Origin of the sequence: Tenacibaculum sp. AHE14PA (assembly GCF_019278465.1) — a bacterium.
In the GTDB taxonomy this organism is placed as follows: Bacteria; Bacteroidota; Bacteroidia; order Flavobacteriales; family Flavobacteriaceae; genus Polaribacter; species Polaribacter bernardetii.
In genome coordinates, this window is sequence record NZ_CP058983.1 from 1,614,781 (window position 1) to 1,637,584 (window position 22,804).

Genomic DNA, 22,804 nt, shown 5'->3' on the forward strand with positions numbered 1-22,804 from the left:
TTATACACTATTTTACATCAGAAAATAAAAAACCTCTATAACCATCGTTTTTAAAGCCTTTTTGAAACTTCTAAAAGAAGCATCATATAATGACGTAAAAACTTCTAGTCCCGGCGTCTCCACTTTATCACCCTGTAAGTGTTATATTTACAGGGTTTTTTATTTTTAAGGCAACTAGAAATACTTCTTGTATATTTTTTTTCGAAAAAAAATAAAAAAAAATTTGTTGTTTTAAAAAATAGTTTACATTTACCGCATCTTATTAGATAGGTTTAATGTATCGTTCTACTTATTTCGTAAACAACTTTTATGAGAAGATAAAAAGCTGTTTGGTGTTTTGGAAACACAGCGAAAAAATTAAGGTTTCTTCTTTTTCAAATAACTACTCTTTACCACTGAATTTCGACAATCAGTGCGGTGACTGTTTGGCTCTAAGAGTCTGATATATTCATATACATTTTAGTTTTTAACAAATCTGCTATAAAATATAGCCTATAATTTGTTACGCATTATTTTAAAAAAGATATACGATTTCGTTGTATCTATTTTTTAAACAACTTCTCTGTACACAACATTTACAGGGTTACATTAAAAAACAAAATGAATACTAAATATAAAGATTTAATAGCACAAACTTTCGATTTTCCACAAGCGGAATTTCGTACAGAAAAAAACAATTTATTTTTTCATGATATAGATATGATGGAGCTGGTTAAACAATACGGTGCGCCGTTAAAGTTTACCTATTTACCTAAAATATCCGAAAACATTAACAATGCTAAAAATTGGTTTGCAAAAGCAATAAAAAAACACCAATATAACGGTAGCTACAACTACAGCTACTGTACTAAAAGCTCACACTTTAAATATGTGTTAGATGAAGCTTTAAAGAATGATATTCATATTGAAACATCTTCTGCTTTTGATATTGATATTGTAAAAGCACTTAAAAAATCTGGCAAACTAAGTAACGATGCTTATGTACTTTGTAATGGTTTTAAACGCGATAAATATATTGAGAACATTGTAAGTTTAATTGATGGCGGGCATAAAAACTGTATTCCCATTATAGATAATTATGAGGAGCTAGATCTTTTATTAAACGAAACTAAAAGTAAGTTTAAAGTAGGTATTAGAATTGCTTCTGAAGAAGAACCTAAATTCGAGTTTTACACCAGCCGTTTAGGTATTGGTTACAAAAATATTGTTTCTTTTTACGAGCGTGAAATTGCTAAAAACCCACAAGTAGAGCTAAAAATGCTTCACTTTTTTATCAACACAGGTATAAGAGATAACGCTTACTATTGGAACGAGTTGTTAAAATGTTTAACGGTATATATAAAATTAAAAAAGGTATGTCCTACTTTAAATAGCTTAAATATTGGTGGTGGTTTTCCTATTAAAAACTCACTAGCGTTTGATTATGACTATGAATATATGGTTGATGAAATTATCAATCAAATTAAAGCTGCTTGTGATGAAGCTGAAGTAGAAGTTCCTAATATTTTTACTGAATTTGGTAGTTTTACTGTTGGTGAAGCTGGCGGTGCTGTGTACGAAGTATTGTATCAAAAAAAGCAAAACGATCGTGAAAAATGGAACATGATTAACTCATCTTTCATTACAACATTACCAGATTCTTGGGCTATTAACAAACGCTTTATTATGCTTCCTGTTAATAAATGGAATCATAGATATGAACGTGTTTTATTAGGTGGTTTAACTTGTGATAGTGATGACTATTACAACTCAGAGCAACATGTTAATGGTATTTATTTACCGATATATGAAAAAGAGAATCCGCTGTATGTTGGTTTCTTTAATACCGGAGCTTACCAAGAAACAATTGGTGGTTTTGGCGGCTTACAACACTGTTTAATACCAGCACCTAAACACATTCTGATATCAAAAGACGAAGAAGGAAACATTGTTACCAAATTATTTAAAGACCAACAAAAAAGCGAAGAATTCTTATCAATTCTTGGTTACTAACAATATAGTATAATGAAAAATAAAAATTACGCAGGAATTCCAGATCAATACGCAAAACTAGAAAATGCACAAATCGTATTAATTCCAGTTCCTTATGACGGAACTAGTACTTGGCAAAAAGGAGCTGATAAAGGTCCTGATGCATTTTTAGAAGCTTCAGAAAACATGGAGCTGTATGATATCGAAACAAATACCGAAGTCTATAAACAAGGTATTTATTTAGCGGATGCTGTAACAGAAAAATCATCGCCAGAAGCAATGGTAGAAGCAGTTCATGCAGCAACTAAAAAGTTTATCAATAAGAAAAAATTTGTAACCCTTTTTGGTGGTGAACATTCTATTTCTATCGGAACGATAAGAGCTTTTGATGAATGTTTTAACAACTTAACTGTTTTACATATTGATGCGCATGCCGATTTAAGAAAAGAATACGAAGGTTCTTCCTGTAACCACGCTTGTGCTGTTTATGAAGCAAATCAGAATACTAATTTAGTTCAGGTTGGTATTAGAAGCATGGATGTTTCTGAGCGAAAGGAAATAAATGAAGACAAAGTGTTTTTTGCACACGATATGGCCGTAAATGAAGATTGGATGGACGATGTTGTTGATCAATTAACAGATAACGTTTTTATCACATTCGATTTAGATGCTTTCGATCCTTCTTTATTACCATCAACTGGAACACCAGAACCGGGTGGTTTATTTTACTATGAAACATTAGAGTTTTTAAAGAAAGTTTTTACAACCAAAAACGTTGTTGGTTTTGATATTGTTGAGTTATGCCCTAATCCGTCTGAAAAATCATCAGACTTTTTAGCAGCTAAACTTTACTATAAAATGTTAAGCTATAAATTTTCTAACGATACAGATGATGAGGAAGATATTGACAACAAAAAAGAGAATCGTGCTACTGTTTCTAAGTTTAAAGACAATGATAATGACGATTTTTAATTCTGTAAGATGTTAAAAAATATCGAAAATATTGAGCTTCATTATTTAACGTTAACTGATTATAAACAGTTAAAAGAAGCCATGATCCAGGCATACTCAAGTATGCCGGATTCTTATTGGAAAGAAGATCAAATTAAATCGTTAATCAACAAATTTCCTGAAGGGCAAGTTGTTATAAAAATAAACGGAGATTTGGCAGGCTGTGCACTTTCTATCAAATTAGATTATGATAGTTTCGATGACCAGCATACCTACGAAGATATTACTGGCAATTATACATTTAACACTCATAATGAAAATGGTGATGTATTATACGGAATAGATGTTTTTATAAAATCGGAATACAGAGGCTTACGTTTAGGCAGAAGACTTTATGATTATAGAAAAGAATTGGCTGAAAAACAAAATTTAAGAGGAATTGCGTTTGGAGGTAGAATTCCGAATTATCATAAATATGCGGCAACTTTATCACCAAAAGAATATATAGAAAGCGTAAAACGTAAAGAAATTCAAGATCCTGTTTTAAACTTTCAAATTTCGAATGACTTTCATCCTTCAAAAATTTTAAAAGGATATTTAGAAGGCGATGAAAATTCGGGTGAATTTGCCGTTTTATTAGAATGGGATAATATTTACTATGAAAAAAAATCTAAAAAAGCAGCAACAAAGAAAAAGGTTGTTCGTTTAGGATTAATTCAGTGGCAAATGCGCTTGTATAAAGATTTGGAAGAATTAATGCAGCAAGCAGAATATTTTGTAGACGCAGTTTCTGCTTACAGATCTGATTTTGCATTATTTCCCGAGTTTTTTAATGCGCCTTTAATGGCAGATAATAATCACTTGCCAGAATCGGAAGCAATTAGAGAGTTAGCTAAATATACACCGCAAATTGTTCAGAAATTCTCTGAATTGGCAATTACGTATAACATTAATATTATTACTGGTAGTATGCCAGAAATTAAAGATGAACTGTTATACAATGCTGGTTATATATGCAAAAGAGATGGCTCTACAGATCGCTATGAAAAATTACATGTTACACCAGATGAAGCTAAAGTTTGGGGAATGCAAGGCGGAAATGAGCTAAAAACTTTTGATACAGATTGTGGTAAAATTGGTGTTTTAATTTGTTATGATTCTGAGTTTCCTGAATTAAGTAGAATTTTAGCAGAAGAAGGAATGGATATTTTGTTTGTTCCGTTTTTAACAGATACTCAAAACGGATATTCAAGAGTACGTCATTGTGCGCAAGCCAGAGCAATAGAAAACGAATGTTATGTTGCAATTGCAGGTAGTGTTGGTAATTTACCAAAAGTAAATAATATGGATATTCAGTACGCACAATCTATGGTTTTTACACCCTGCGATTTTTCTTTTCCTGCAAACGGAATAAAAGCAGAAGCAACCACAAATACTGAAATGATTTTAATTGCTGATGTAGATTTAGATTTACTAAAGGATTTAAACCAGTTTGGTAGCGTACGAAATTTAAAAGATAGAAGAACAGATATATTTGAAGTAAGAAAACTTACTAAAAAATAATTTAAAATATAAAAAACATCTCGATACAAAATTTCTGAAAAATCGTATCGAGAACAAAAAAATAAAAATGAACAAACCAATATCAAATTTTATAGAAAAATACTTTTTACACTTTAACGCAGCATCTTTAGTAGATGCTGCCAAAGGGTACGAAACACAATTAGAAAAAGGTTCTAAAATGTTAGTTTCTTTAGCGGGTGCAATGAGCACGGCTGAATTAGGTAAGATTTTTGCAGAAATGATTCGTCAAGATAAAGTACATATTATTTCATGTACTGGTGCCAACTTAGAGGAAGATGTTATGAATTTAGTAGCGCATTCTCATTACAAGCGCATACCTAACTACCGCGATTTAACGCCACAAGATGAGTGGGATTTATTAGAAAAAGGGTTAAACCGTGTTACCGATACTTGTATCCCTGAAGAAGAAGCTTTTAGAAGAATTCAAGAGCATATTGTAAAAATATGGAAAGATGCAGAAGCAAAAGGTGAACGTTATTTGCCACATGAATATATGTACAAATTATTGTTATCTGGAGTTTTAGAAGAATATTACGAAATAGACATTAAAGATTCTTGGATGTATGCTGCTGCAGAAAAAAACTTACCAATTATTTGTCCTGGTTGGGAAGATTCTACCATGGGGAATATTTTTGCTTCTTATGTTTTAAAAGGTGAGTTAAAAGCAAGTACGGTAAAATCAGGTATAGAATACATGACTTTCCTTGCCGATTGGTATACAAATAATTCTGAAAACGGAATTGGATTTTTCCAAATAGGTGGTGGTATTGCTGGTGATTTCCCAATTTGTGTTGTGCCAATGCTGTACCAAGATATGGAAAAACCAGAAACACCATTTTGGAGTTATTTCTGTCAGATTTCTGATTCTACAACAAGTTATGGTTCATACTCTGGTGCGGTACCAAATGAAAAAATTACTTGGGGTAAATTAGATATTGATACGCCTAAGTTTATTATAGAAAGTGATGCTACTATTGTTGCTCCGTTAATTTTTGCCTATCTATTAAAAATGTAAAAGAATGAAAAGAGTTATTGTAAACTACGAAAAATTAACAGCTAGTATTTTAGATTTGTTAATTGAAGAATATCCTAACGGATACGATCACAGTGATATTATTTCGTTTAAAAATGCCAAAAACGAGACTATTAAAGCTGTAGAGGTTAAAACAGACGACACTTTATATTTAGTCAAAATCAGCTCTAAACTAGAGCAAACAATGGAAGATTATGCTGACGATGAAGATTCTTTTGATGAGATTAATTTCGACGAAGAATTTGAGTAGTACCTATTAAATATCTTTTTTTACAATACTAAAAAAGCAACCAATTTGGTTGCTTTTTTTATTCTTTATCATATTAAACAGAAAATGCTTAAATAGATTCTCCTAACTCTTTTAGTTTAGAGGTATTTTCTGCCATCATTAACTCATCAATAATTTTTTGGATATCTCCATTTATAATATTCGATAAATCATATAATGTCAATCCAATTCTGTGATCCGTCATACGACCTTGTGGAAAGTTATACGTTCTAATCTTAGCAGATCTATCTCCAGAAGTAACCATCGTACCTCTTTTTAAAGCATCCTCGGCATTTTTCTTAGCCAATTCCATTTCGTATAAACGAGAACGTAATACTTTAAAAGCTTTTTCCTTGTTTTTATGCTGCGACTTTTGATCTTGACATTGCGCTACTAATCCAGTAGGAATGTGCGTTAATCGTACTGCCGAATAAGTTGTGTTTACCGACTGACCTCCTGGACCTGAAGAACAGAAAAAATCGATTCTTACTTCTTTTGGATTTATCTCTACATCAAACTCTTCTGCTTCAGGAAAAACCATACAAGTAGCTGCCGATGTATGCACACGACCTTGTGTTTCTGTTTGCGGCACACGTTGCACACGGTGTACACCTGCTTCAAACTTTAACGTTCCGTAGACATCATCTCCAGAAACTTCAAACTGAATTTCTTTAAATCCTCCGTTAGTTCCTTCAGAATAATCTACTGTACTTACTTTCCAACCTCTACCTTCACAGTATTTAGTATACATTCTAAATAATTCTCCAGCAAAAATACTTGCTTCATCACCACCTGCACCAGCTCTCAATTCTACAACGGCATTTTTGGCATCTTCTGGATCTTTAGGTATTAACATGAATTTAATTTCATCTTCTAAAACCGGAATACGCTTTTTAGCCTCATCCATTTCCATTTTAGCCATTTCAGTCATTTCTGCATCACTTCCGTCTGCAATAATTTCCTTAGCCTCTTCAATTGAATCTGTTAGACTTTTATATTCATTACCTTTTTCTACAACCTTACCTAAATCTTTATATTCTTTACTTAATTTAGCGTAACGTTTTTGATCCATTATAATATCTGGTTGGATAATTAAATCCGAAACCTCATCATAACGTTGTTTTATAATTCTAATTTTATCTAACATCTTCTAACTTTTCTGGTTTGCGAATTTACGTTTTTTATCGGAATTATTTTTAAAATTCAATTAACTATATTTGATTTAAAACTGATTCATCAATAATGAAAACATTGCAGCTTTATTTTCTTTTTTATAAAACTAAGTTTTTCCTTCCCTTAGCGCTTACTTTTTTTGTGGTACTTAAGTTCAAAATGATGCCATTGGCTGTACTTACCTTATTTATAGCTTCTTTATTAGTTTGGTTTTATCAGAATTTTATTAATGATCGAAAAAAAGAAAAACTATATTTTTACTACAATATGGGTATTACAGAACTTAAATTATACGCTTTCATGTTTTTCATCAATCTTATCATTACCATAACACTAAACATTTGCATGAAATGGATTGTTTAGAAATTGATAATATTGAACTAAATTTTGGTACTACCGAAATTTTAAAAGCCATATATTTTAAAGCCGAAAAAGGAAAAATCACAGGTGTTTTAGGAAGCAACGGATCCGGAAAAACATCTTTATTAAGAATAATTTTTGGCGAACTACTACCAAAAAGCAAACTACTTAGAATAGATAGCAAACCTATTTTAACGCCACTTTACAAAAAAAGGATTGTTAAATATTTACCACAGTTTCATATCATACCTAATACTATTTCTTTGCAAGAAGGTTTTAAATTTTTCAATGCTTCTTTTACTGATTTCTTAACTGATTTCCCTCATTTTAAATCTCAGAAACAGCATCGCTTCTCGGAGTTTTCTGGAGGAGAAAAAAGATTGATAGAAACGTACATCATTCTAAAATCTGATGCAAAAATTGTACTATTTGATGAACCTTTTTCTCATTTAGCACCGCTTTATATTAAAAAACTAAAAGAAGTACTAGAGATTGAAAAACAGCATAAAATAATTATTATTACCGATCATTTATATCAAGATATTTTAGATATTTCCGACACTATGTATTTACTAAAAGATGGTTGGAGTAGATTATTAAAATCTCCCGAAGAATTAATTCAATACAACTATATAAACGCCTTATAAAAATCTAAATTTATGAAAAAATACTTCCTTTTACTCTTTGCTATTGCATTATTTTCTTGTAAAAAAGCACAAAAACCACAACCTAATTGGCTCGTTGGTAAATGGGAACGTGTAAATGAAAAACCGGGCAAAAGCACCTTCGATTTTTGGAACAAAGATCTAACAGCGATCGGCTTTACTTTAAAAGAATCGGATACTATTTTTAAAGAAATAATGAGCATCGTAACTATTAAGGACACTTTACATTTAAAAGTTGAAGGTGTAAACGAAAAACCTACTTTATTTAAGTTTACCCAACAAACTGACACTTCTTTTGTATGCGAAAACCAAGAGAATGAGTTTCCTAAAAAGATTTACTATTTTTTAGACAATCAGCAATTAAAATGTAAAATATCTAATGAGGAATTTTCTATAGATTTTGTTTTTAACAAACAATAAGAAAATAGCTACCTTTAAATAAAATTCACCTTTTATAATCTCTTTTTTTTAAAAAAATATACTAAAATAATATATAAACAAAGCTATAATATGTACTAATGGCAGAAAACATCAAATACTACAATAATTTAAAAAAATATGAAGATACTCTTGTTAACCTTCTAACTGATGAATCGTGTTTTTCTGACATACCAAAAACCTGGTATGTGGTAGTGGTTGATATTGAAAATTCTACAAAAGCTGTTAACGAAGGAAAGCACCACCAGGTAAACTTAACGGCTACCGGAGCAATTATCTCTGTTTTAAACACCATTAGAAAAGAGAAAAAAAATATTGAAATACCTTATTTTTTTGGCGGCGACGGAGCTACTTTTATTATACCTAAAACTATCTTAAAACCTATTTTAATCATCTTAGAAAACTATAGCCTTCATATTAAAAGAAATACGAACCTAACACTTAGGGTTGGTCATATTTCTGTTAATAAACTAGCTTCTGAAAAACATAATTTAAAGATTGCAAAACATCAACTAACAAATCAACTAACTATTCCGGTTGTATTAGGAAACAGTTTAAAGAAAGCTGAAGAATATATTAAAAAAACTTTCGAAGAAAAAAATGCTATCAGTTTTAATGAAAACCTTTTAAATTTAGAAGGCATGGAGTGTAGATGGAAACAAATAAAACCGAATCAAAACAAACAAAAGGTTATCTGTTTACTACTAGATTCTATAACTGAAATTAATCAAAGAGAAGTTTACAGGAACGTGCTTGCTAAAATGGATTTAAGTTTTGGTTCTTTTAAAGACAGACAACCTATAGTGGCGACTAATTTAAAGTTAAACTTTAATATTTCTAAAATATGGAAAGAAATGAAAATTAGTTTAGCTGATAAAAGTTTAGCCTATTTATTAAAAAAATGGACTTCTACTCTTATAGGTAAATTTTACTTGAACCTTTCTCATGATGGGAAACAATATTTAAAGCAAATTAGTCAATTATCACATACTTTTATGTTAGACGGTATGATAAACACTATTTTTATTGCTGATGAAGACAAAATTAAACCTTTTGTAAAGTATTTAGACGAACTAGAAAGAGATAAAAAAATTATATATGGTATTCATATAACCCATGCTTCTGTTATGTCATGCTATGTATTAGATAGAAAAACAAAACACTCTCATTTTGTAGATGGCACCGAAGGTGGTTATACCTCTGCTGCTAAAATGTTTAAAATAAAACTAAAAAACCTCTAACTTATAACCAACACCATGCACATTGGTTAATTTAATAGAACTGTCTTCTTTTAATTTTTTTCGTAATTTAGATATATACGTATCTAAGCTTCTACCCACAAAAACACCGTTATCTTCCCATACTTTTTTAGTAAGATCTTCTCGTTTTATAATTTGATTTGGACTTGCCACAAAGATTGCAAGAATTTCACATTCTTTTTTAGAAAGACTTATTTCTGTTGCTTTTTTTACCAATTTATTTTGTGTTGGGTAAAACTGAAAGCTTCCTATTTTAGTATACTCTTTAATATTTTCGCTTGTATTAACAACTTCCTTTTTTCCAGAAAATAGTATATGAATTATAAAAACGATTACCAAAAGAAGTAATCCAATTAAAAAGAAATTACTATGCCAAAAAGAAATTTCATACGCAAAAAACACTACCTGAATAACATAACATCCTTTAGGCAAAACACGCTCTCTGCAAGGTATTATTGTACTCTTTTTTAAAGCGCTGTTTTGATAACTATAACTTACTTCACTATTTAAACATCGCAATACTTCTACCCTATAATCATTTGGTAATTTTACTTTACTAAAACTAGTATTTATAAAAGTAACTAAATTGTCTGGCTCAAAAGAAAACTTCTTTTGAAAAGACAATTCATACTTATTATTTTCTAATTCGATAATTGGTAAAACTAAAGATGTTGAATCTTTATCAGAAAGCAATAATTGATTACCTACATCTCGCAAAGAAACCTTTACTCTTTCTGTAAAATCTTTACTACTATTTGTAGTAGAAAAAAACCATCCTAAAAGGAGAAAAAAAGCAAAGCCACAATATATATAAATTTTGTTCTTGTTCATAATCCTGGTAAATAACATACATTTTTATGACTTTTTACTACCATTCACACTTCTTTTACATTTTTTTGACACTCTTTGCAATTGCTAACCTTACTTTTATCATGTTCTTAATATAATAGTAAATTTCTATTCAATAGTAATTTTTAAATCTCTATAAAATGAAAAATACAATAATATGTTGTTGTCTAATTCTTACAATAAGCTGTAAAAAACAAAGTGTTACTCCAGTAAATTTAATAGTCGCTAACAATGTAGCAACTCAATATACAACTACACAAACTCCTTTAAACTATTTTGATAGCCAAAAAAGAAAAAATCCTGAGCCTTACAAATTAAAATTAGCTTCAAAAAAATTACAAAATAATGAATATGACTTATCAATCTCAATGGAATTATTTGATAATGCTCATTTTATATCTCCGAATGCTAAACGTGAATTTAAAGGAAAGTTTAAAGTAGTTTTTAACACTACTGATAAATTTAGTTTATTAGGTAAGCTTATTGAAAAACCGCTTTCTGTTGAAGAATATGATGAGCATCCGTTTACGAACGGCACAGTTAATTGGGTTAGAAAAAACACCACATATCGTCAGAAAATAAAACTAAACTCAACTAAAAACTTTCAAGTAAAAGGATACATTCAATTTACTATTGAACCACGATGTACTTTAGAAAAAATATCATTTATCATAAAACAAGTAAATGGTAAAATGAGTGTAGAATTATTTGGTTGTTAATTTAGACATACGATACATTACAACAGTTATCATATTCAATAAAAAAACTAATACTATGAATAATAAAATTATTACACTTATTACTCTACTATTTAGCATTACAACTATATTTTCTCAAAAGGATGAATTTAATTTGATTGCACTAGATTCTACCTGGGGACAAGAAGTTCTTCGTTTTCCCGCAAGACATATGAATTATATTGGTGTAGGCGATATAAGATTCCCTCCTAAAGGTTGGATAAAGCCAGAGCACACGTTTTTTTGGTCATACACATATGCTTGGAATATTAATGTAAATAGAAAAATTACCGAAGAAGAACTAACACTCGATTTAGTAAAATATTTTAATAGCTTAAATAAAGTTGATATGAATGCTACAGCTGATAAAAAGTATGCGTCTGCTAAAATAACTAGTATAAAAAAGACCAAATCAACTACTTTTTTCAAAGGATATATTAATACTTTTGATCGTTTTGCTACCAATAAGTTAATTACTCTAAATGTTTTAATAGAAAGCAATTATTGCAAAAAAGAAAAAAAAACAGTTATTCTATTTAAGTTCTCGCCTAAAGAGTTTAATCATAAAGTATGGAAAACACTTAATGAAATAAAACTACATACTTCTGTTTTAAATTAAAACAAAAAACCTCAGCATAATAACTGAGGTTTTTAAATATGAAATACTTTTTAGTTTAATATTCAAAAGTTCCAAACTCACTATTTATAGTCAGTTTTTTAGTTTCAGAGGCTTCCACTCTACCAACAATCTGCGCATTTACATTATAGCTTTTAGAAATAGCAATAATATCTTCAGCTACCTCTGGTGATACATATAATTCCATTCTATGCCCGCAATTAAATACCTGATACATTTCCTTCCAATCAGTTCTAGATTGTTCTTGTATCAACTTAAATAAAGGCGGAATCGGAAACATATTGTCTTTTACAATATGTAATTCCTCCACAAAATGCAAAATTTTAGTTTGAGCGCCTCCAGAACAATGAATCATTCCGTGAACAGTATCTGTATTAAATTTTGATAAAATTTCTTTAATAATTGGCGCATACGTTCTTGTTGGCGACAATACCAATTTACCTGCATCTATAGGCGAATCCTCTACTTCATCAGTTAATTTTGCGTTACCAGAATACACGAGATCTGCAGGAACTGCTGCATCATAACTCTCAGGATATTTAGCAGCTAAATAGTTGTCAAAAACATCATGACGGGCAGATGTTAATCCGTTAGATCCCATTCCTCCATTATATTCAGTTTCGTAAGTTGCTTGTCCAAACGATTCTAAACCAACAATTACATCTCCGGCTTTAATATTTGCATTATCAATAACATCGGTACGTTTCATACGTGCTGTTACAGTAGAATCTACAATAATTGTACGAACCAAATCACCAACATCTGCAGTTTCACCTCCGGTTGAATGAATAGTTACTCCGAAATCTTTTAGATCTTCGATTAATTCTTCTGTACCATTAATAATTGCTGATAAAACTTCTCCAGGAATTTTACTTTTATTACGTCCAATAGTTGATGATAACATAATATTATCTGTAGCGCCTACACATAATAAATCATCAATATTCATAATTAGTGCATCTTGTGCAATTCCTTTCCAAACAGAAATGTCTCCTGTTTCTTTCCAATACATATATGCCAAAGAAGACTTTGTTCCTGCACCATCTGCATGCATAATTAAACAATAATCATCATCATTTGTTAAATAATCTGGAACAATTTTACAGAAAGCTTTTGGAAACAAGCCTTTGTCTATATTTTTAATTGCATTGTGCACATCTTCTTTAGATGCTGATACTCCGCGCTGTGCGTAGCGTTTAGATACTTCGTTACTCATGTGTTGTGTTGTTGTTACTGCAAATTTAGTTTATCTATATTTTAAATCAATAAAAAAAGCGAACGTTTTTTAACGTTCGCTTTTTTTATTGATTTACTGTCCCATCCTGATATATTGTTATACTCAACATTATAAAATGGAATCAAACTACAGAAAGCCTACCAAAAAGGATTTATAGTTTAAATCTAAAGATTCTACAAAAGTCTGAATAAGGTCTACTAACTAAAACCAAAGCATTAAATAAGTGTGGTATTCAAGTAAACTCTAAAGTTAGAACTTGATTAAAAAAATACGGTGATTTTGATTATCAATTTTACAATTCACAAATGCATATTCCAAACACCAGCACAGCATCTTTTAGAATTAGAATAATAAGTTAGGTTGTTAGAGAAGCAAAAAGAACAGAGCTAAATATTTAGCCGTCAGAGATGGTATGAAAGTAATTATATTTGATATGATGATAGATTTTACCAATAAAGAGTTTAAGATTCTTATCAGAAAAAACAAAAACCCAAGTTATTTTGCCTTAATAACAGACGCGTATTCTAAAAAAATCATGGAATATAAAGTGATGTCACATCATAAATTTACATTTTTAAATAAAGAAAACAAATATATCACTCTACTTTTAAACTGATAAAAACCACCTAGATTAGTTTAAATAACCTGAACCTTGTTCATCTTACCTATTTGAAATATGAATGAAGCATTGTTAACTCATTCATAAGCGCCTTTATTAACTTTATATTAATTATCATTATCAATTTAGTTTACCAAACTACAGTTTGTTTTTTAATTTCAAGCTATTTAGTCTAAAAACCTGATCAATTTATATAAATTCAGGTGACTTTATACTTTGAATATTAAAAGGAGATGTAAAGGTTTCTTTTTTTATTCTTCTTATCTAAAGTTTGTTTACCTATACTATTTTTCTTTTCATCGATACTTAAACACCAATAATCTAATTTTTAAAAATTAGTAATCTCCTTAAATTATCTTTATTGTGTAGTTTAAAATTTGATTTTCGTTTTATAGTTAAATTTTCTTTTGAAGGGTTATTTGACAATAAAATTTATTTCCCCTTTTTGTTTTTATGACTCCTCCCCAGGGGTCATTTTTTTATTTAAAATCTACTGTTATTTAATACTTTCTTTTAATTGTTATATAGTTATTTTTTTCAACAACTCCCATAGATGCTCTCTTGTAAATTCCTCTTTTATGAAAGTTGTTTTTTGATAAACTAAAATACGATACCAATTAGACGGAATATGAATTTCGAAAACCAATTAAAATCTATTTTTTTAAATTTTGACACTATATGAACTGTTGCACTCTGTACTTTGAATCATAATTTGATACTTAAAACCTTTATTTAAAATTATTTTACTACAGTTTATTTATCCTTACTTTTTATTTTTTTTAATCAATACTTTAATACTCTTTATCTCACATTCAAAAACTAGCCTCTCTTACTAAATTCTCTTTATGGCATAGTTTAAGTTTGAATTAATTATCTTGAATGGGATTTATCAGAAAGGACGGCTTCTTTTCTTTTCCTCTTTATTTGTGACTTATTATAAATAACCGTGTCTCAATAGTGTAAAAGTTATTTTATCCCTTTTTAACAATTACCTCTAAATTTTGAAAAAAATAATTAAATTAAAATTTATAAAGTCATTGACTTCCCCCTTAAAATATTAATCCCCAGTTTTGTTTTTATGGCTCCTCCCGCAGGAGCTTTTTTTGTTTTAAAACCTACAGGTTTAATAATACTCATTTACTCAAGTCTTGGATATAAAAAAACAACACCTTGTGGGAGTTGCTTTGTGCTAAGTAATATTTTTTATGTAATAGCTTTTTAGTTAATCCTTAATTATATTATTAATTATTTTTATCAATTCTAAATCATGATCATACTTTTCTAATATTTTCTTTATAAAATTAATTTGAGGTTCAAGTTGAATTTTATAATAGTTTTTTATTAATGTATTCAACTTTTCTAAATTTTGATTGCTCAAGGTGTGAATAAATTATGTCAAACTCTACTATTAAAAATTTCCATTGAGAATAAATTGGGAGATTTATTAAAATTATTATCTTTAAAATCTTCCGGATCTTTGTATTCAAATATTACATTAACAAAATCTATTAATGCTGTTTTACCTGTGTTTTACCTTTCTTTATTTCTCTGTAATCCTCTTTAAGGGATTTAAATAGATCAAGTGCTATTTGAAAATTTCTATCATATTTTTGATTGTCAATTTCATTCTCAAGTAATCTGGATTATGTTTCATTAGCTTTTATTTGTTCTTTAAAAGAAATGTAAACTAATACTGCTCCTATTAAATTTATTATTGACGCTGTTATTCCTCCAATTGCATCTCCAATCTGTCCTGTTTCACTAAAATTAAAATTTTTTAAAATAAATGGTCTTGTAAAAACATAAGTACTTGTAAACAATATAACGCCAATTACAAAAACATATTATTTAAATTTTTGAAGTTTTTTTCTCTTTTAAGATATAAGTATATTCTTTTCACTTAACACAATTATGTCAATGAACTTTTTATTTTTAAAGGTTCTGAAAACCTACAGTTTAAATTCTCTTACGTGCTCAATACTTTCTTTAGCTTGTGGTAACCCCCTCTTTCATATAGCTAATTATTTATTCCCTATTTTTTCTATTAGGGACGTTAATTAATTCCTGTGCCAATGCTATTATGTTGCTTGTAGGAGAAAGTTTGTTTCTAATATCTGCTAATAAATTTTCGTTACCCATAAACTACAGTTATTATAGTTTGTAAGTTTTATTAACCTTTTCATCTAATGTTTAATTCTATATAAATTCGGGGGACTTTATATTTGAGTATTAAAGGGAATCAGTAATGGTTCATTTTCTTTTTTATTTCTAAAAACATTTACTTACTTCTAGTACCATCCAAATTAAAAAACTAGCACCTCTAACATAGTCAAGCCCTTTTACGAAGAGTTTTTCTTCTTATAAAACCTACAGTTTGTTGTGTTAATTCAACTCTATTATTCGGTTATGATAAAAGAAAATGTTTTTTTTTCTAAATGTATTTTAAAGCAACCTCTGAAATGAACCAATAAAGACCTAAGAGTAAAATGCATTGCCCCATATTTTCTCTCTCCTTTTCTAAAACTATCGGGTTCATCTTTTTTTAAGTTTAGAAGGTTATTTGCGGTTTTAGCAAAAATAAACCTACCATAAATATCTAATTTGAATAAAAGTATTCTGTGACTAATAGATGATTCTACACTTTTTATTCGTCTTACTATGATTGTAGCCCCTTCAATTGTTACTCTAAATTTATTTTAAAATTACGACAATTAAAGAAAATACTTCAATAACATTTATGTGATCTTTATTAAAGTACTTAGTTACCTTATATCTTGTTGTTAAATATACTTTACGCAATTTAGCTGAAGTAAGTTATTGAATTCAAATACATAATCGTCTCCATTTAGTTTTTTACATTTTGGAAATTCTTCTTCAAAATATTCTTCTAATACTTATCTAACTGTTATATTGTTTATAATAGTTTCTACAGTTTTAATTCTACTTTGTTGACTGAAGTACCCACTGTTTGCTTATCCTTATTCTTTGTTTTTTTATCGACACTTAAATACCATTTATCTAATTTTTAAAAATTCAACCATCTTCTTAAATTATATTTAATGCATAGTTTAAAATTTGATTTTTCGTTTATATAGTTTAGTTGGTTATTTGATTTAAAAAGAAGCATTACTTTGATGGAATGCTTCTTTTCCTTTTTACTACAATTATTTTGATATTCTGTTAAGTCTATAAACATTTATAGGATATCTTCCTAAATCTTTTGTTGTGTTTGTTTTTAATTTCATATCTCTTTTATTACTGTTTTTAATCATATTTTAGTTCTAATTTAAGTACTCCAGACAACTGTGCATAAAACGCCTTTTCATTCTTTGGTTGACTGGAATATCTACAATTATTTTAATATTCGTTTTCTAAAATTTTTGACAATAAAAATGAGCTTCAATTTGAAGATCTTGTGGTAAATTTCATTCAACTATTTATTATTTAATGATAGGTATTACTACACTTGTACCTAAAAACCTGAACCTTATTAAATTCTCTCAAAATTACAGTCACTAATTCCTCAATTTTATAACGTAATTAGAAAAATATAATGCTTAATTGAATAGCTATTATCCTTTTTTTTATTAAAGGTGGAATCCGAAAAACCTAATTTAAATAGAGTAGGTCATTTTAAATTATATAAATATGAAACAACTATCAATTTATCCATTAAGTTTATCTATTAGTAAAACCAATACAACTGTACCTCAGGCAACATTAGTCTTTTCAGCAGAAAAAAGAATAAGCGAAAACACAATCACCGTAACTATTACTAATGGTGAAACTGTCTATAAATTTACATCTAAAGATTTAAATAAACATATATCAGTAGGAACAATTACAAATGGATCTGGATACTTTAAATTAATTGAAGATAAAAATTTAAATGCATACGTTATCACATTTAGTGGATATGTTGTAAACGCTACCAAGGGAACAGTTAATAATGCAATAGTAGCATATATTACAGGGAAATTACCTAGTTAGAGCCATATAATCTATACATAACTTTTAGAGTATTATTAAGTTTAAATTTATCGAAGGGACTTCTATTTTTTTATTTATCAATATAAATCATTTATAGATAGCAGATATAATTATCATATTTTTTATAACTTAAATAAATAATCTTTATAAAAATATTTTTACTTAGTACAATTATGTCTATAAACTTCTTTAAATTTTAAAGCATCTGAAAATCTACTGTTTTTATAATTTATGATTTTACCTTACTTTTATTACGATTTTTTCCTCTCTAACTAAATTTAAAACTTAATTTTTAACAGCTTGAGACTTACATTATGCTGAAAAAAAAATCCTATTCTAAATAAATCAGAAAAAAAAATTAATAGAAGTAATCGTCCTGGCAGCCTACAAAGATGTTATGACCCAAACTTACATTGTTGGACCACTTCTAATCTAGCTCAAAATAATTCATCTTGTGGAGAAACCTATGCTACTAGCTGTCAATACCATTATGCATCTGGCTGCTGTATCTAAAACTAAGCGAACTTAGGTTCGCTTTTTTATATCTCTCATTCTGCAGTTAAAATTCTATTAATTTTTATTTAGGGCATATATTTAGCTGTTTCTCATTTTATGTTTTCCTACTTTAATTAACCCTTAGTTTTTCCCATTTCATCTAAACTTTTATTTGTGTTTATCTAAAAAAAATATAATTATTAATGTCACAAACTACATTGCAGAATAAATAACATAATTATGAAATCTAAACCGACATTAGTAAGACTTATTAAAGTATTAGGTAATAAATACATTCTTAAATTCCCAATACTTAAACTTAAAATAACTGTTGATAAAGACTATTACACTAATATATCAAACAAACCAGATGAATATAAATTCCTTGTATATCCTTACAACTAAACAAACCAGAAACATATCTACAAGTTTTTAATTATCAATTAACTTCTACCACTTACCTACATAAAAATGTAGTTAATCTAAAGAAACACATACAAGTTTATTTAAATCAGATATTTACAAAACATTAACAATTAAAACACATAATCATGGCTTTACAAATCTCAAATAAAAAAGGAATTTTTCACTTAAAAGGTAAAATTAATTGTTCGACGGTTAAATCTTTTATTACTCATTTTGAACACTATATTTCAAGGAACAAAAAAACAATTATAAACATCGATAAAATTAAAGAGATTGATTCTGATGGCCTTAATGGTATAAAAAAATTGATGAAAATTGCTCTTAGAAACAAAAATAAATTTTTCACTGTAGGTCGTGGAGCTAGAGACATTTATGATCATTTTGATTTAGCATAATTATTCTAATGTTTTAATAGCTTATCTATACTTATTTTCTGATCATAGATTCATTTCTATTACAAAGGGTAACTAACTAATAAACAGTGTTTTTTTTATAAAAAAAATAATAAAAACAACTAAAATAAAGGGCGCAGCTTTCTTTTTCTATAAAATTAAAAAAGAGTGAAAACACCCTTGTTGTGCAAAGGAATTCTTTTTGCAAAAAAAGAGTTTTTCTTACTTCGTAAATAACAATTCTCTATACTTTGTTAAAGGCCATAAATTATCATCAACCATAAGCTCTAGCTTATCGCAATGATAACGAATCTCAGCAAAAAAAGGTTTTACTTTATCGCAATAACTATCTGCATTTTCTTGACCAATGAGTTTGTTTGATTTTTTCCGTTCTTCGGTCATTTTTTCAATTTTCGAGTTAATTTCCGCTATATGAATCGATATTATTTTAATTAAATCAATCTGTTCTTTAGCATATTTCTCAAACCCTTTTCCGAAAATTTCCTTTAACCCTTTTACATTTTCTATCAATGTATTTTGATATTGAATTGCAGTAGGAATTACATGGTTTCTTGCAATATCTCCTAAAACCCTACTTTCTATTTGAATGCGCTTAGCATATTCTTCTAATTCAATTTCGTGACGAGCAGCTACCTCTACTTTATTCATCACATTCATTTCTGTAAAAAGTGCTATTGCTTTTTTAGAAGCTTTAGCTTTCAAAGCTTGAGGAGTCGTTTTATTATTACTTAAACCCCTTCTTAAAGCTTCTTTTTCCCATGCTTCACCATAACCATCACCTTCAAACCTAATTTTCTTTGAAGCTTTAATATACTCTCGCAGCACATTAAAAACAGCCTCATCTTTTTTCAACTTTTTAGTATCTATCAAGTCATCAACCTCTATTTTAAATTCTTTTAACTGTTTCGCTATAATCGTATTTAAAACTGTCATTGGCCCAGCACAATTAGACCAAGAACCAACAGCTCGTAGTTCGAATTTATTTCCAGTGAAAGCAAAAGGAGATGTTCTATTTCTATCTGTATTATCTAATAATATTTCAGGAATTTTACCTACGATATTTAACTTCAAGTCTGTTTTTTCTTGTGGTGACAGCTTTCCTTTTGTAACATTTTCTAACTCATCTAAAACTTCAGACAATTGCGAACCTATAAATACAGATATAATTGCTGGCGGAGCTTCATTTGCCCCTAATCGATGATCATTACTCGCACTTGCAATTGAAGCCCTTATTAATTCTTCGTAATCATGAACTGCTTTTATAGTGTTTACAAAAAAGGTTAAAAATTGTAAATTTTTCATTGGTGTTTTACCAGGACTCAATAAATTAATTCCGGTATTTGTTGCCAAAGACCAATTATTATGCTTACCCGAACCATTAATTCCTTTAAATGGTTTTTCGTGAAATAGTACTTTAAATTGATGACGTTGCGATACTTTTTCCATCACATCCATTAATAACGAATTATGATCTACTGCTAAATTTGCTTCTTCGAAAATTGGTGCTAATTCAAACTGGTTCGGAGCAACTTCATTATGGCGTGTTTTTACAGGGATTCCTAACAACATACATTCCTGCTCCAAATCACGCATAAAACTCATCACTCTATCAGGAATAGACCCGAAATAATGATCATCTAATTGTTGTCCTTTTGCAGGTGAATGTCCTAACAAAGTTCTACCAGTCATCATTAAATCAGGACGCGCAGACATTAAAGCTGTATCTATTAAAAAATATTCTTGCTCCCAGCCCAAAGTAGCATTTACTTTCGATACATTTTTATCGAAATACTTACAAACCGCCGTTGCAGCTGTATCCACAGCCTGCAAAGCCCTAAGCAAGGGAGCTTTATTATCTAAAGCTTCACCTGTATACGCTACAAAAACAGTTGGAATACATAATGTTGTACCATATATAAATGCGGGCGATGTTGGGTCCCAAGCTGTATAACCACGGGCCTCAAATGTATTTCTAATTCCGCCATGCGGAAAACTAGACGCGTCTGGTTCTTGCTGCACTAATTGCTCTCCATCAAAACGCTCCATTGCACCACCTCCTTCAATGGTGTCAAAAAAAGCATCGTGCTTTTCAGCTGTAGCACCCGTTAACGGCTGAAACCAATGTGTATAATGTGTTGCTCCTTTAGACAACGCCCAATCTTTCATACTGACCGCTATTTGATCGGCAACTTTTCTATCTATTTTACTTCCAAATTCAATTGCGTCCTTAACACTCTGATAAGCATCTCTAGTCATATACTGACGTATGGCTTGTTCATTAAAAACATTTTTCCCGAACAATTCAGAGCGACGTCCTTTTTCTTCTATAAAAACTGGTTTTCTATGTAAAGTTTCTTTTAAAGCGCTAAATCTTAAAGTTGACATTATATATGGTGTAAAATTCGATATCAAAAATACAAAATATAATCTATTCTGAATAAGACCCCCTAAAAAATAGGGTCAAAATTAAATTAAAGTTAATTTTCAAAGTTTTACCCCTATAAATTTTAATATTAAATATAAAATATTCATTTTTGCATTGAATTTGATTATAAACACATTCCGATATTATCATGGCAAAAATTAAGTTAGAGTACATTTGGTTAGACGGTTATAAACCAACACAAAACCTAAGAAGCAAAACAAAGGTTGAAGAACACGATAATTTTCAAGGAACAATTGAAGAGATAGGAAATTGGTCTTTTGATGGATCTTCTACAAAACAAGCTTCTGGTGGAGCATCAGATTGCTTACTGGTTCCTGTGGCAATTTATCCAGATCCTGCAAGAGTTAACGGTTATTTAGTTATGACAGAAGTTATGAATGCAGATGGTACGCCGCACGAAACTAACGGAAGAGCTACTATTGATGATAATGATAATGATTTTTGGTTTGGATTTGAGCAAGAGTATTTTATTATGGATACCGCAACTCAACTACCTTTAGGGTTTCCTATAGGCGGTTACCCAGGGCCACAAGGAATGTATTATTGTTCTGTAGGCGGAAGAAATACACATGGTAGAGATTTCGTTGAAGAACATGCTGATTTATGTATTGAAGCAGGTTTAAATTTTGAAGGAATTAACCAAGAGGTTGCTTCAGGACAATGGGAATACCAATTATTCGCACAAGGAGCAAAAAAAGCGGGTGATGAAATTTGGATCTCTAGATATTTACTAGATAGATTAACAGAAAAATATGGTTACTACATAGAATACCACCCTAAACCTGTAAAAGGAGACTGGAATGGTTCTGGAATGCATGCCAATTTTTCTAATGAAGTATTAAGAACTTGTGGTTCTCAAGAAATATATGAAACTATTTGTGAAGCATTTAGACCTGTAACTAAAGAACACATTGCTGTTTACGGAGCTTACAATGACGAACGTTTAACAGGTTTACACGAAACAGCTTCTATAACAGACTTTAGTTTTGGTGTTTCAGATAGAGGAGCATCAATACGTATACCAATAATTACTGTAGAAAAAGGCTGGAAAGGATGGCTAGAAGACAGAAGACCTGCTTCTAACGGTGATCCTTATAAAATTGCAGCGAGAATTATTAAAACAGTAAAACCAGTAAGCGAACAATTCAAATAAATAATTTCCATAACAACACACACTAACAACAACTAAAAAGCCTTTAAATTAATTTAAAGGCTTTTCTGTTTTATATAATTAAACAGTATCTGTTATGTAT

At 29.5% G+C, this 22,804-nt stretch carries 20 protein-coding genes; 15 read left to right on the top strand and 5 right to left on the bottom strand.

What is annotated here, in order from left to right:
* Positions 1-600: 600 nt before the first annotated feature.
* The 5 genes from H0I30_RS07475 to H0I30_RS07495 all read left to right on the top strand — a co-directional run bounded on the left by H0I30_RS07475 (position 601) and on the right by H0I30_RS07495 (position 5,789).
* Positions 601-1,992, top strand: a complete 1,392-nt coding sequence (locus tag H0I30_RS07475; protein ID WP_218771249.1) for an arginine decarboxylase — start codon at positions 601-603, stop codon at positions 1,990-1,992.
* Between the two features lie 12 nt (positions 1,993-2,004).
* Positions 2,005-2,943: an agmatinase gene (speB, locus tag H0I30_RS07480; protein ID WP_218771250.1), complete on the top strand. Its 939-nt coding sequence runs from the start codon at positions 2,005-2,007 to the stop codon at positions 2,941-2,943.
* Between the two features lie 9 nt (positions 2,944-2,952).
* Positions 2,953-4,485 carry a bifunctional GNAT family N-acetyltransferase/carbon-nitrogen hydrolase family protein gene (locus H0I30_RS07485; protein WP_218771251.1) on the top strand — a complete coding sequence of 511 codons (1,533 nt, stop codon included), beginning with the start codon at positions 2,953-2,955 and terminating at the stop codon, positions 4,483-4,485.
* Positions 4,486-4,552: 67 nt separating this feature from the next.
* Positions 4,553-5,521, top strand: coding sequence for a deoxyhypusine synthase family protein (locus H0I30_RS07490; RefSeq protein ID WP_218771252.1), 969 nt, complete (start codon positions 4,553-4,555; stop codon positions 5,519-5,521).
* 4 nt (positions 5,522-5,525) lie between these two features.
* Positions 5,526-5,789 carry a hypothetical protein gene (locus H0I30_RS07495; RefSeq protein WP_218771253.1) on the top strand — a complete coding sequence of 88 codons (264 nt, stop codon included), beginning with the start codon at positions 5,526-5,528 and terminating at the stop codon, positions 5,787-5,789.
* Positions 5,790-5,877: 88 nt separating this feature from the next.
* Here H0I30_RS07495 and prfA read toward each other — a convergent pair whose 3' ends face one another.
* A complete protein-coding gene (gene prfA / locus H0I30_RS07500) occupies positions 5,878-6,954 on the bottom strand; it encodes a peptide chain release factor 1 (RefSeq protein WP_218771254.1) in 1,077 nt (358 codons plus the stop codon).
* Between the two features lie 376 nt (positions 6,955-7,330).
* On the opposite strand from prfA, the gene H0I30_RS07505 reads away from it, so the two are divergent.
* From H0I30_RS07505 to H0I30_RS07515, 3 genes are all read left to right on the top strand, one after another.
* Complete coding sequence (locus H0I30_RS07505) at positions 7,331-7,987, top strand: ATP-binding cassette domain-containing protein (RefSeq protein ID WP_218771255.1); 657 nt, start codon at positions 7,331-7,333, stop codon at positions 7,985-7,987.
* Positions 7,988-7,999: 12 nt separating this feature from the next.
* Positions 8,000-8,425, top strand: a complete 426-nt coding sequence (locus tag H0I30_RS07510) for a hypothetical protein (RefSeq protein WP_218771256.1) — start codon at positions 8,000-8,002, stop codon at positions 8,423-8,425.
* 98 nt (positions 8,426-8,523) lie between these two features.
* A complete protein-coding gene (locus H0I30_RS07515; RefSeq protein WP_218771257.1) occupies positions 8,524-9,684 on the top strand; it encodes a DUF3095 family protein in 1,161 nt (386 codons plus the stop codon).
* Here the strand turns inward: H0I30_RS07515 and H0I30_RS07520 are convergent.
* Positions 9,670-10,533 carry a winged helix-turn-helix domain-containing protein gene (locus H0I30_RS07520; RefSeq protein ID WP_255554351.1) on the bottom strand — a complete coding sequence of 288 codons (864 nt, stop codon included), beginning with the start codon at positions 10,531-10,533 and terminating at the stop codon, positions 9,670-9,672. The two genes, H0I30_RS07515 and H0I30_RS07520, sit on opposite strands and share 15 nt — an antisense overlap.
* Before the next feature lie 158 nt (positions 10,534-10,691).
* Between H0I30_RS07520 and H0I30_RS07525 the strand changes: the two genes are divergently transcribed.
* Both H0I30_RS07525 and H0I30_RS07530 read left to right on the top strand, forming a co-directional pair.
* Positions 10,692-11,270, top strand: coding sequence for a hypothetical protein (locus tag H0I30_RS07525; RefSeq protein ID WP_218771259.1), 579 nt, complete (start codon positions 10,692-10,694; stop codon positions 11,268-11,270).
* Between the two features lie 55 nt (positions 11,271-11,325).
* Entirely contained in the window at positions 11,326-11,907 is a 582-nt protein-coding gene (locus tag H0I30_RS07530) for a hypothetical protein (protein WP_218771260.1), read from the top strand.
* Positions 11,908-11,962: 55 nt separating this feature from the next.
* Here H0I30_RS07530 and H0I30_RS07535 read toward each other — a convergent pair whose 3' ends face one another.
* The gene (locus H0I30_RS07535) at positions 11,963-13,141 is read right to left on the bottom strand and encodes an AIR synthase related protein (protein WP_218771261.1); all 1,179 of its coding nucleotides are present in this window, start codon (positions 13,139-13,141) and stop codon (positions 11,963-11,965) included.
* A 433-nt stretch (positions 13,142-13,574) separates the two neighbouring features.
* On the opposite strand from H0I30_RS07535, the gene H0I30_RS07540 reads away from it, so the two are divergent.
* A complete protein-coding gene (locus tag H0I30_RS07540) occupies positions 13,575-13,778 on the top strand; it encodes a hypothetical protein (protein WP_218771262.1) in 204 nt (67 codons plus the stop codon).
* 1,646 nt (positions 13,779-15,424) lie between these two features.
* Here H0I30_RS07540 and H0I30_RS07545 read toward each other — a convergent pair.
* Positions 15,425-15,601 carry a hypothetical protein gene (locus H0I30_RS07545; RefSeq protein ID WP_218771263.1) on the bottom strand — a complete coding sequence of 59 codons (177 nt, stop codon included), beginning with the start codon at positions 15,599-15,601 and terminating at the stop codon, positions 15,425-15,427.
* 1,828 nt (positions 15,602-17,429) lie between these two features.
* Between H0I30_RS07545 and H0I30_RS07550 the strand changes: the two genes are divergently transcribed.
* The 3 genes from H0I30_RS07550 to H0I30_RS07560 all read left to right on the top strand — a co-directional run bounded on the left by H0I30_RS07550 (position 17,430) and on the right by H0I30_RS07560 (position 19,087).
* Entirely contained in the window at positions 17,430-17,771 is a 342-nt protein-coding gene (locus H0I30_RS07550) for a hypothetical protein (protein WP_218771264.1), read from the top strand.
* A 735-nt stretch (positions 17,772-18,506) separates the two neighbouring features.
* Positions 18,507-18,671, top strand: a complete 165-nt coding sequence (locus H0I30_RS07555) for a hypothetical protein (RefSeq protein ID WP_218771265.1) — start codon at positions 18,507-18,509, stop codon at positions 18,669-18,671.
* A gap of 146 nt (positions 18,672-18,817) precedes the next feature.
* Positions 18,818-19,087, top strand: a complete 270-nt coding sequence (locus tag H0I30_RS07560; protein ID WP_218771266.1) for an STAS domain-containing protein — start codon at positions 18,818-18,820, stop codon at positions 19,085-19,087.
* A gap of 219 nt (positions 19,088-19,306) precedes the next feature.
* Here the strand turns inward: H0I30_RS07560 and H0I30_RS07565 are convergent, their stop codons facing one another.
* The gene (locus tag H0I30_RS07565; protein ID WP_218771267.1) at positions 19,307-21,490 is read right to left on the bottom strand and encodes a glutamine synthetase III; all 2,184 of its coding nucleotides are present in this window, start codon (positions 21,488-21,490) and stop codon (positions 19,307-19,309) included.
* Positions 21,491-21,678: 188 nt separating this feature from the next.
* Here H0I30_RS07565 and H0I30_RS07570 point away from each other — a divergent pair, with 188 nt between their 5' ends.
* Positions 21,679-22,704, top strand: coding sequence for a glutamine synthetase beta-grasp domain-containing protein (locus tag H0I30_RS07570; protein WP_218771268.1), 1,026 nt, complete (start codon positions 21,679-21,681; stop codon positions 22,702-22,704).
* Positions 22,705-22,804 lie beyond the last annotated feature (100 nt).

What these genes read in the sequence shown, in the direction of transcription:
- H0I30_RS07475 (WP_218771249.1), top strand. Translation starts at nt 601, where the DNA reads ATGAATACTAAATATAAAGATTTAATAGCACAAACTTTCGATTTTCCA.
- speB (WP_218771250.1), top strand. Translation starts at nt 2,005, where the DNA reads ATGAAAAATAAAAATTACGCAGGAATTCCAGATCAATACGCAAAACTA.
- H0I30_RS07485 (WP_218771251.1), top strand. Translation starts at nt 2,953, where the DNA reads ATGTTAAAAAATATCGAAAATATTGAGCTTCATTATTTAACGTTAACT.
- H0I30_RS07490 (WP_218771252.1), top strand. Translation starts at nt 4,553, where the DNA reads ATGAACAAACCAATATCAAATTTTATAGAAAAATACTTTTTACACTTT.
- H0I30_RS07495 (WP_218771253.1), top strand. Translation starts at nt 5,526, where the DNA reads ATGAAAAGAGTTATTGTAAACTACGAAAAATTAACAGCTAGTATTTTA.
- prfA (WP_218771254.1), bottom strand. Translation starts at nt 6,954, where the DNA reads ATGTTAGATAAAATTAGAATTATAAAACAACGTTATGATGAGGTTTCG.
- H0I30_RS07505 (WP_218771255.1), top strand. Translation starts at nt 7,331, where the DNA reads ATGGATTGTTTAGAAATTGATAATATTGAACTAAATTTTGGTACTACC.
- H0I30_RS07510 (WP_218771256.1), top strand. Translation starts at nt 8,000, where the DNA reads ATGAAAAAATACTTCCTTTTACTCTTTGCTATTGCATTATTTTCTTGT.
- H0I30_RS07515 (WP_218771257.1), top strand. Translation starts at nt 8,524, where the DNA reads ATGGCAGAAAACATCAAATACTACAATAATTTAAAAAAATATGAAGAT.
- H0I30_RS07520 (WP_255554351.1), bottom strand. Translation starts at nt 10,533, where the DNA reads ATGAACAAGAACAAAATTTATATATATTGTGGCTTTGCTTTTTTTCTC.
- H0I30_RS07525 (WP_218771259.1), top strand. Translation starts at nt 10,692, where the DNA reads ATGAAAAATACAATAATATGTTGTTGTCTAATTCTTACAATAAGCTGT.
- H0I30_RS07530 (WP_218771260.1), top strand. Translation starts at nt 11,326, where the DNA reads ATGAATAATAAAATTATTACACTTATTACTCTACTATTTAGCATTACA.
- H0I30_RS07535 (WP_218771261.1), bottom strand. Translation starts at nt 13,141, where the DNA reads ATGAGTAACGAAGTATCTAAACGCTACGCACAGCGCGGAGTATCAGCA.
- H0I30_RS07540 (WP_218771262.1), top strand. Translation starts at nt 13,575, where the DNA reads ATGAAAGTAATTATATTTGATATGATGATAGATTTTACCAATAAAGAG.
- H0I30_RS07550 (WP_218771264.1), top strand. Translation starts at nt 17,430, where the DNA reads ATGAAACAACTATCAATTTATCCATTAAGTTTATCTATTAGTAAAACC.
- H0I30_RS07555 (WP_218771265.1), top strand. Translation starts at nt 18,507, where the DNA reads ATGAAATCTAAACCGACATTAGTAAGACTTATTAAAGTATTAGGTAAT.
- H0I30_RS07560 (WP_218771266.1), top strand. Translation starts at nt 18,818, where the DNA reads ATGGCTTTACAAATCTCAAATAAAAAAGGAATTTTTCACTTAAAAGGT.
- H0I30_RS07565 (WP_218771267.1), bottom strand. Translation starts at nt 21,490, where the DNA reads ATGTCAACTTTAAGATTTAGCGCTTTAAAAGAAACTTTACATAGAAAA.
- H0I30_RS07570 (WP_218771268.1), top strand. Translation starts at nt 21,679, where the DNA reads ATGGCAAAAATTAAGTTAGAGTACATTTGGTTAGACGGTTATAAACCA.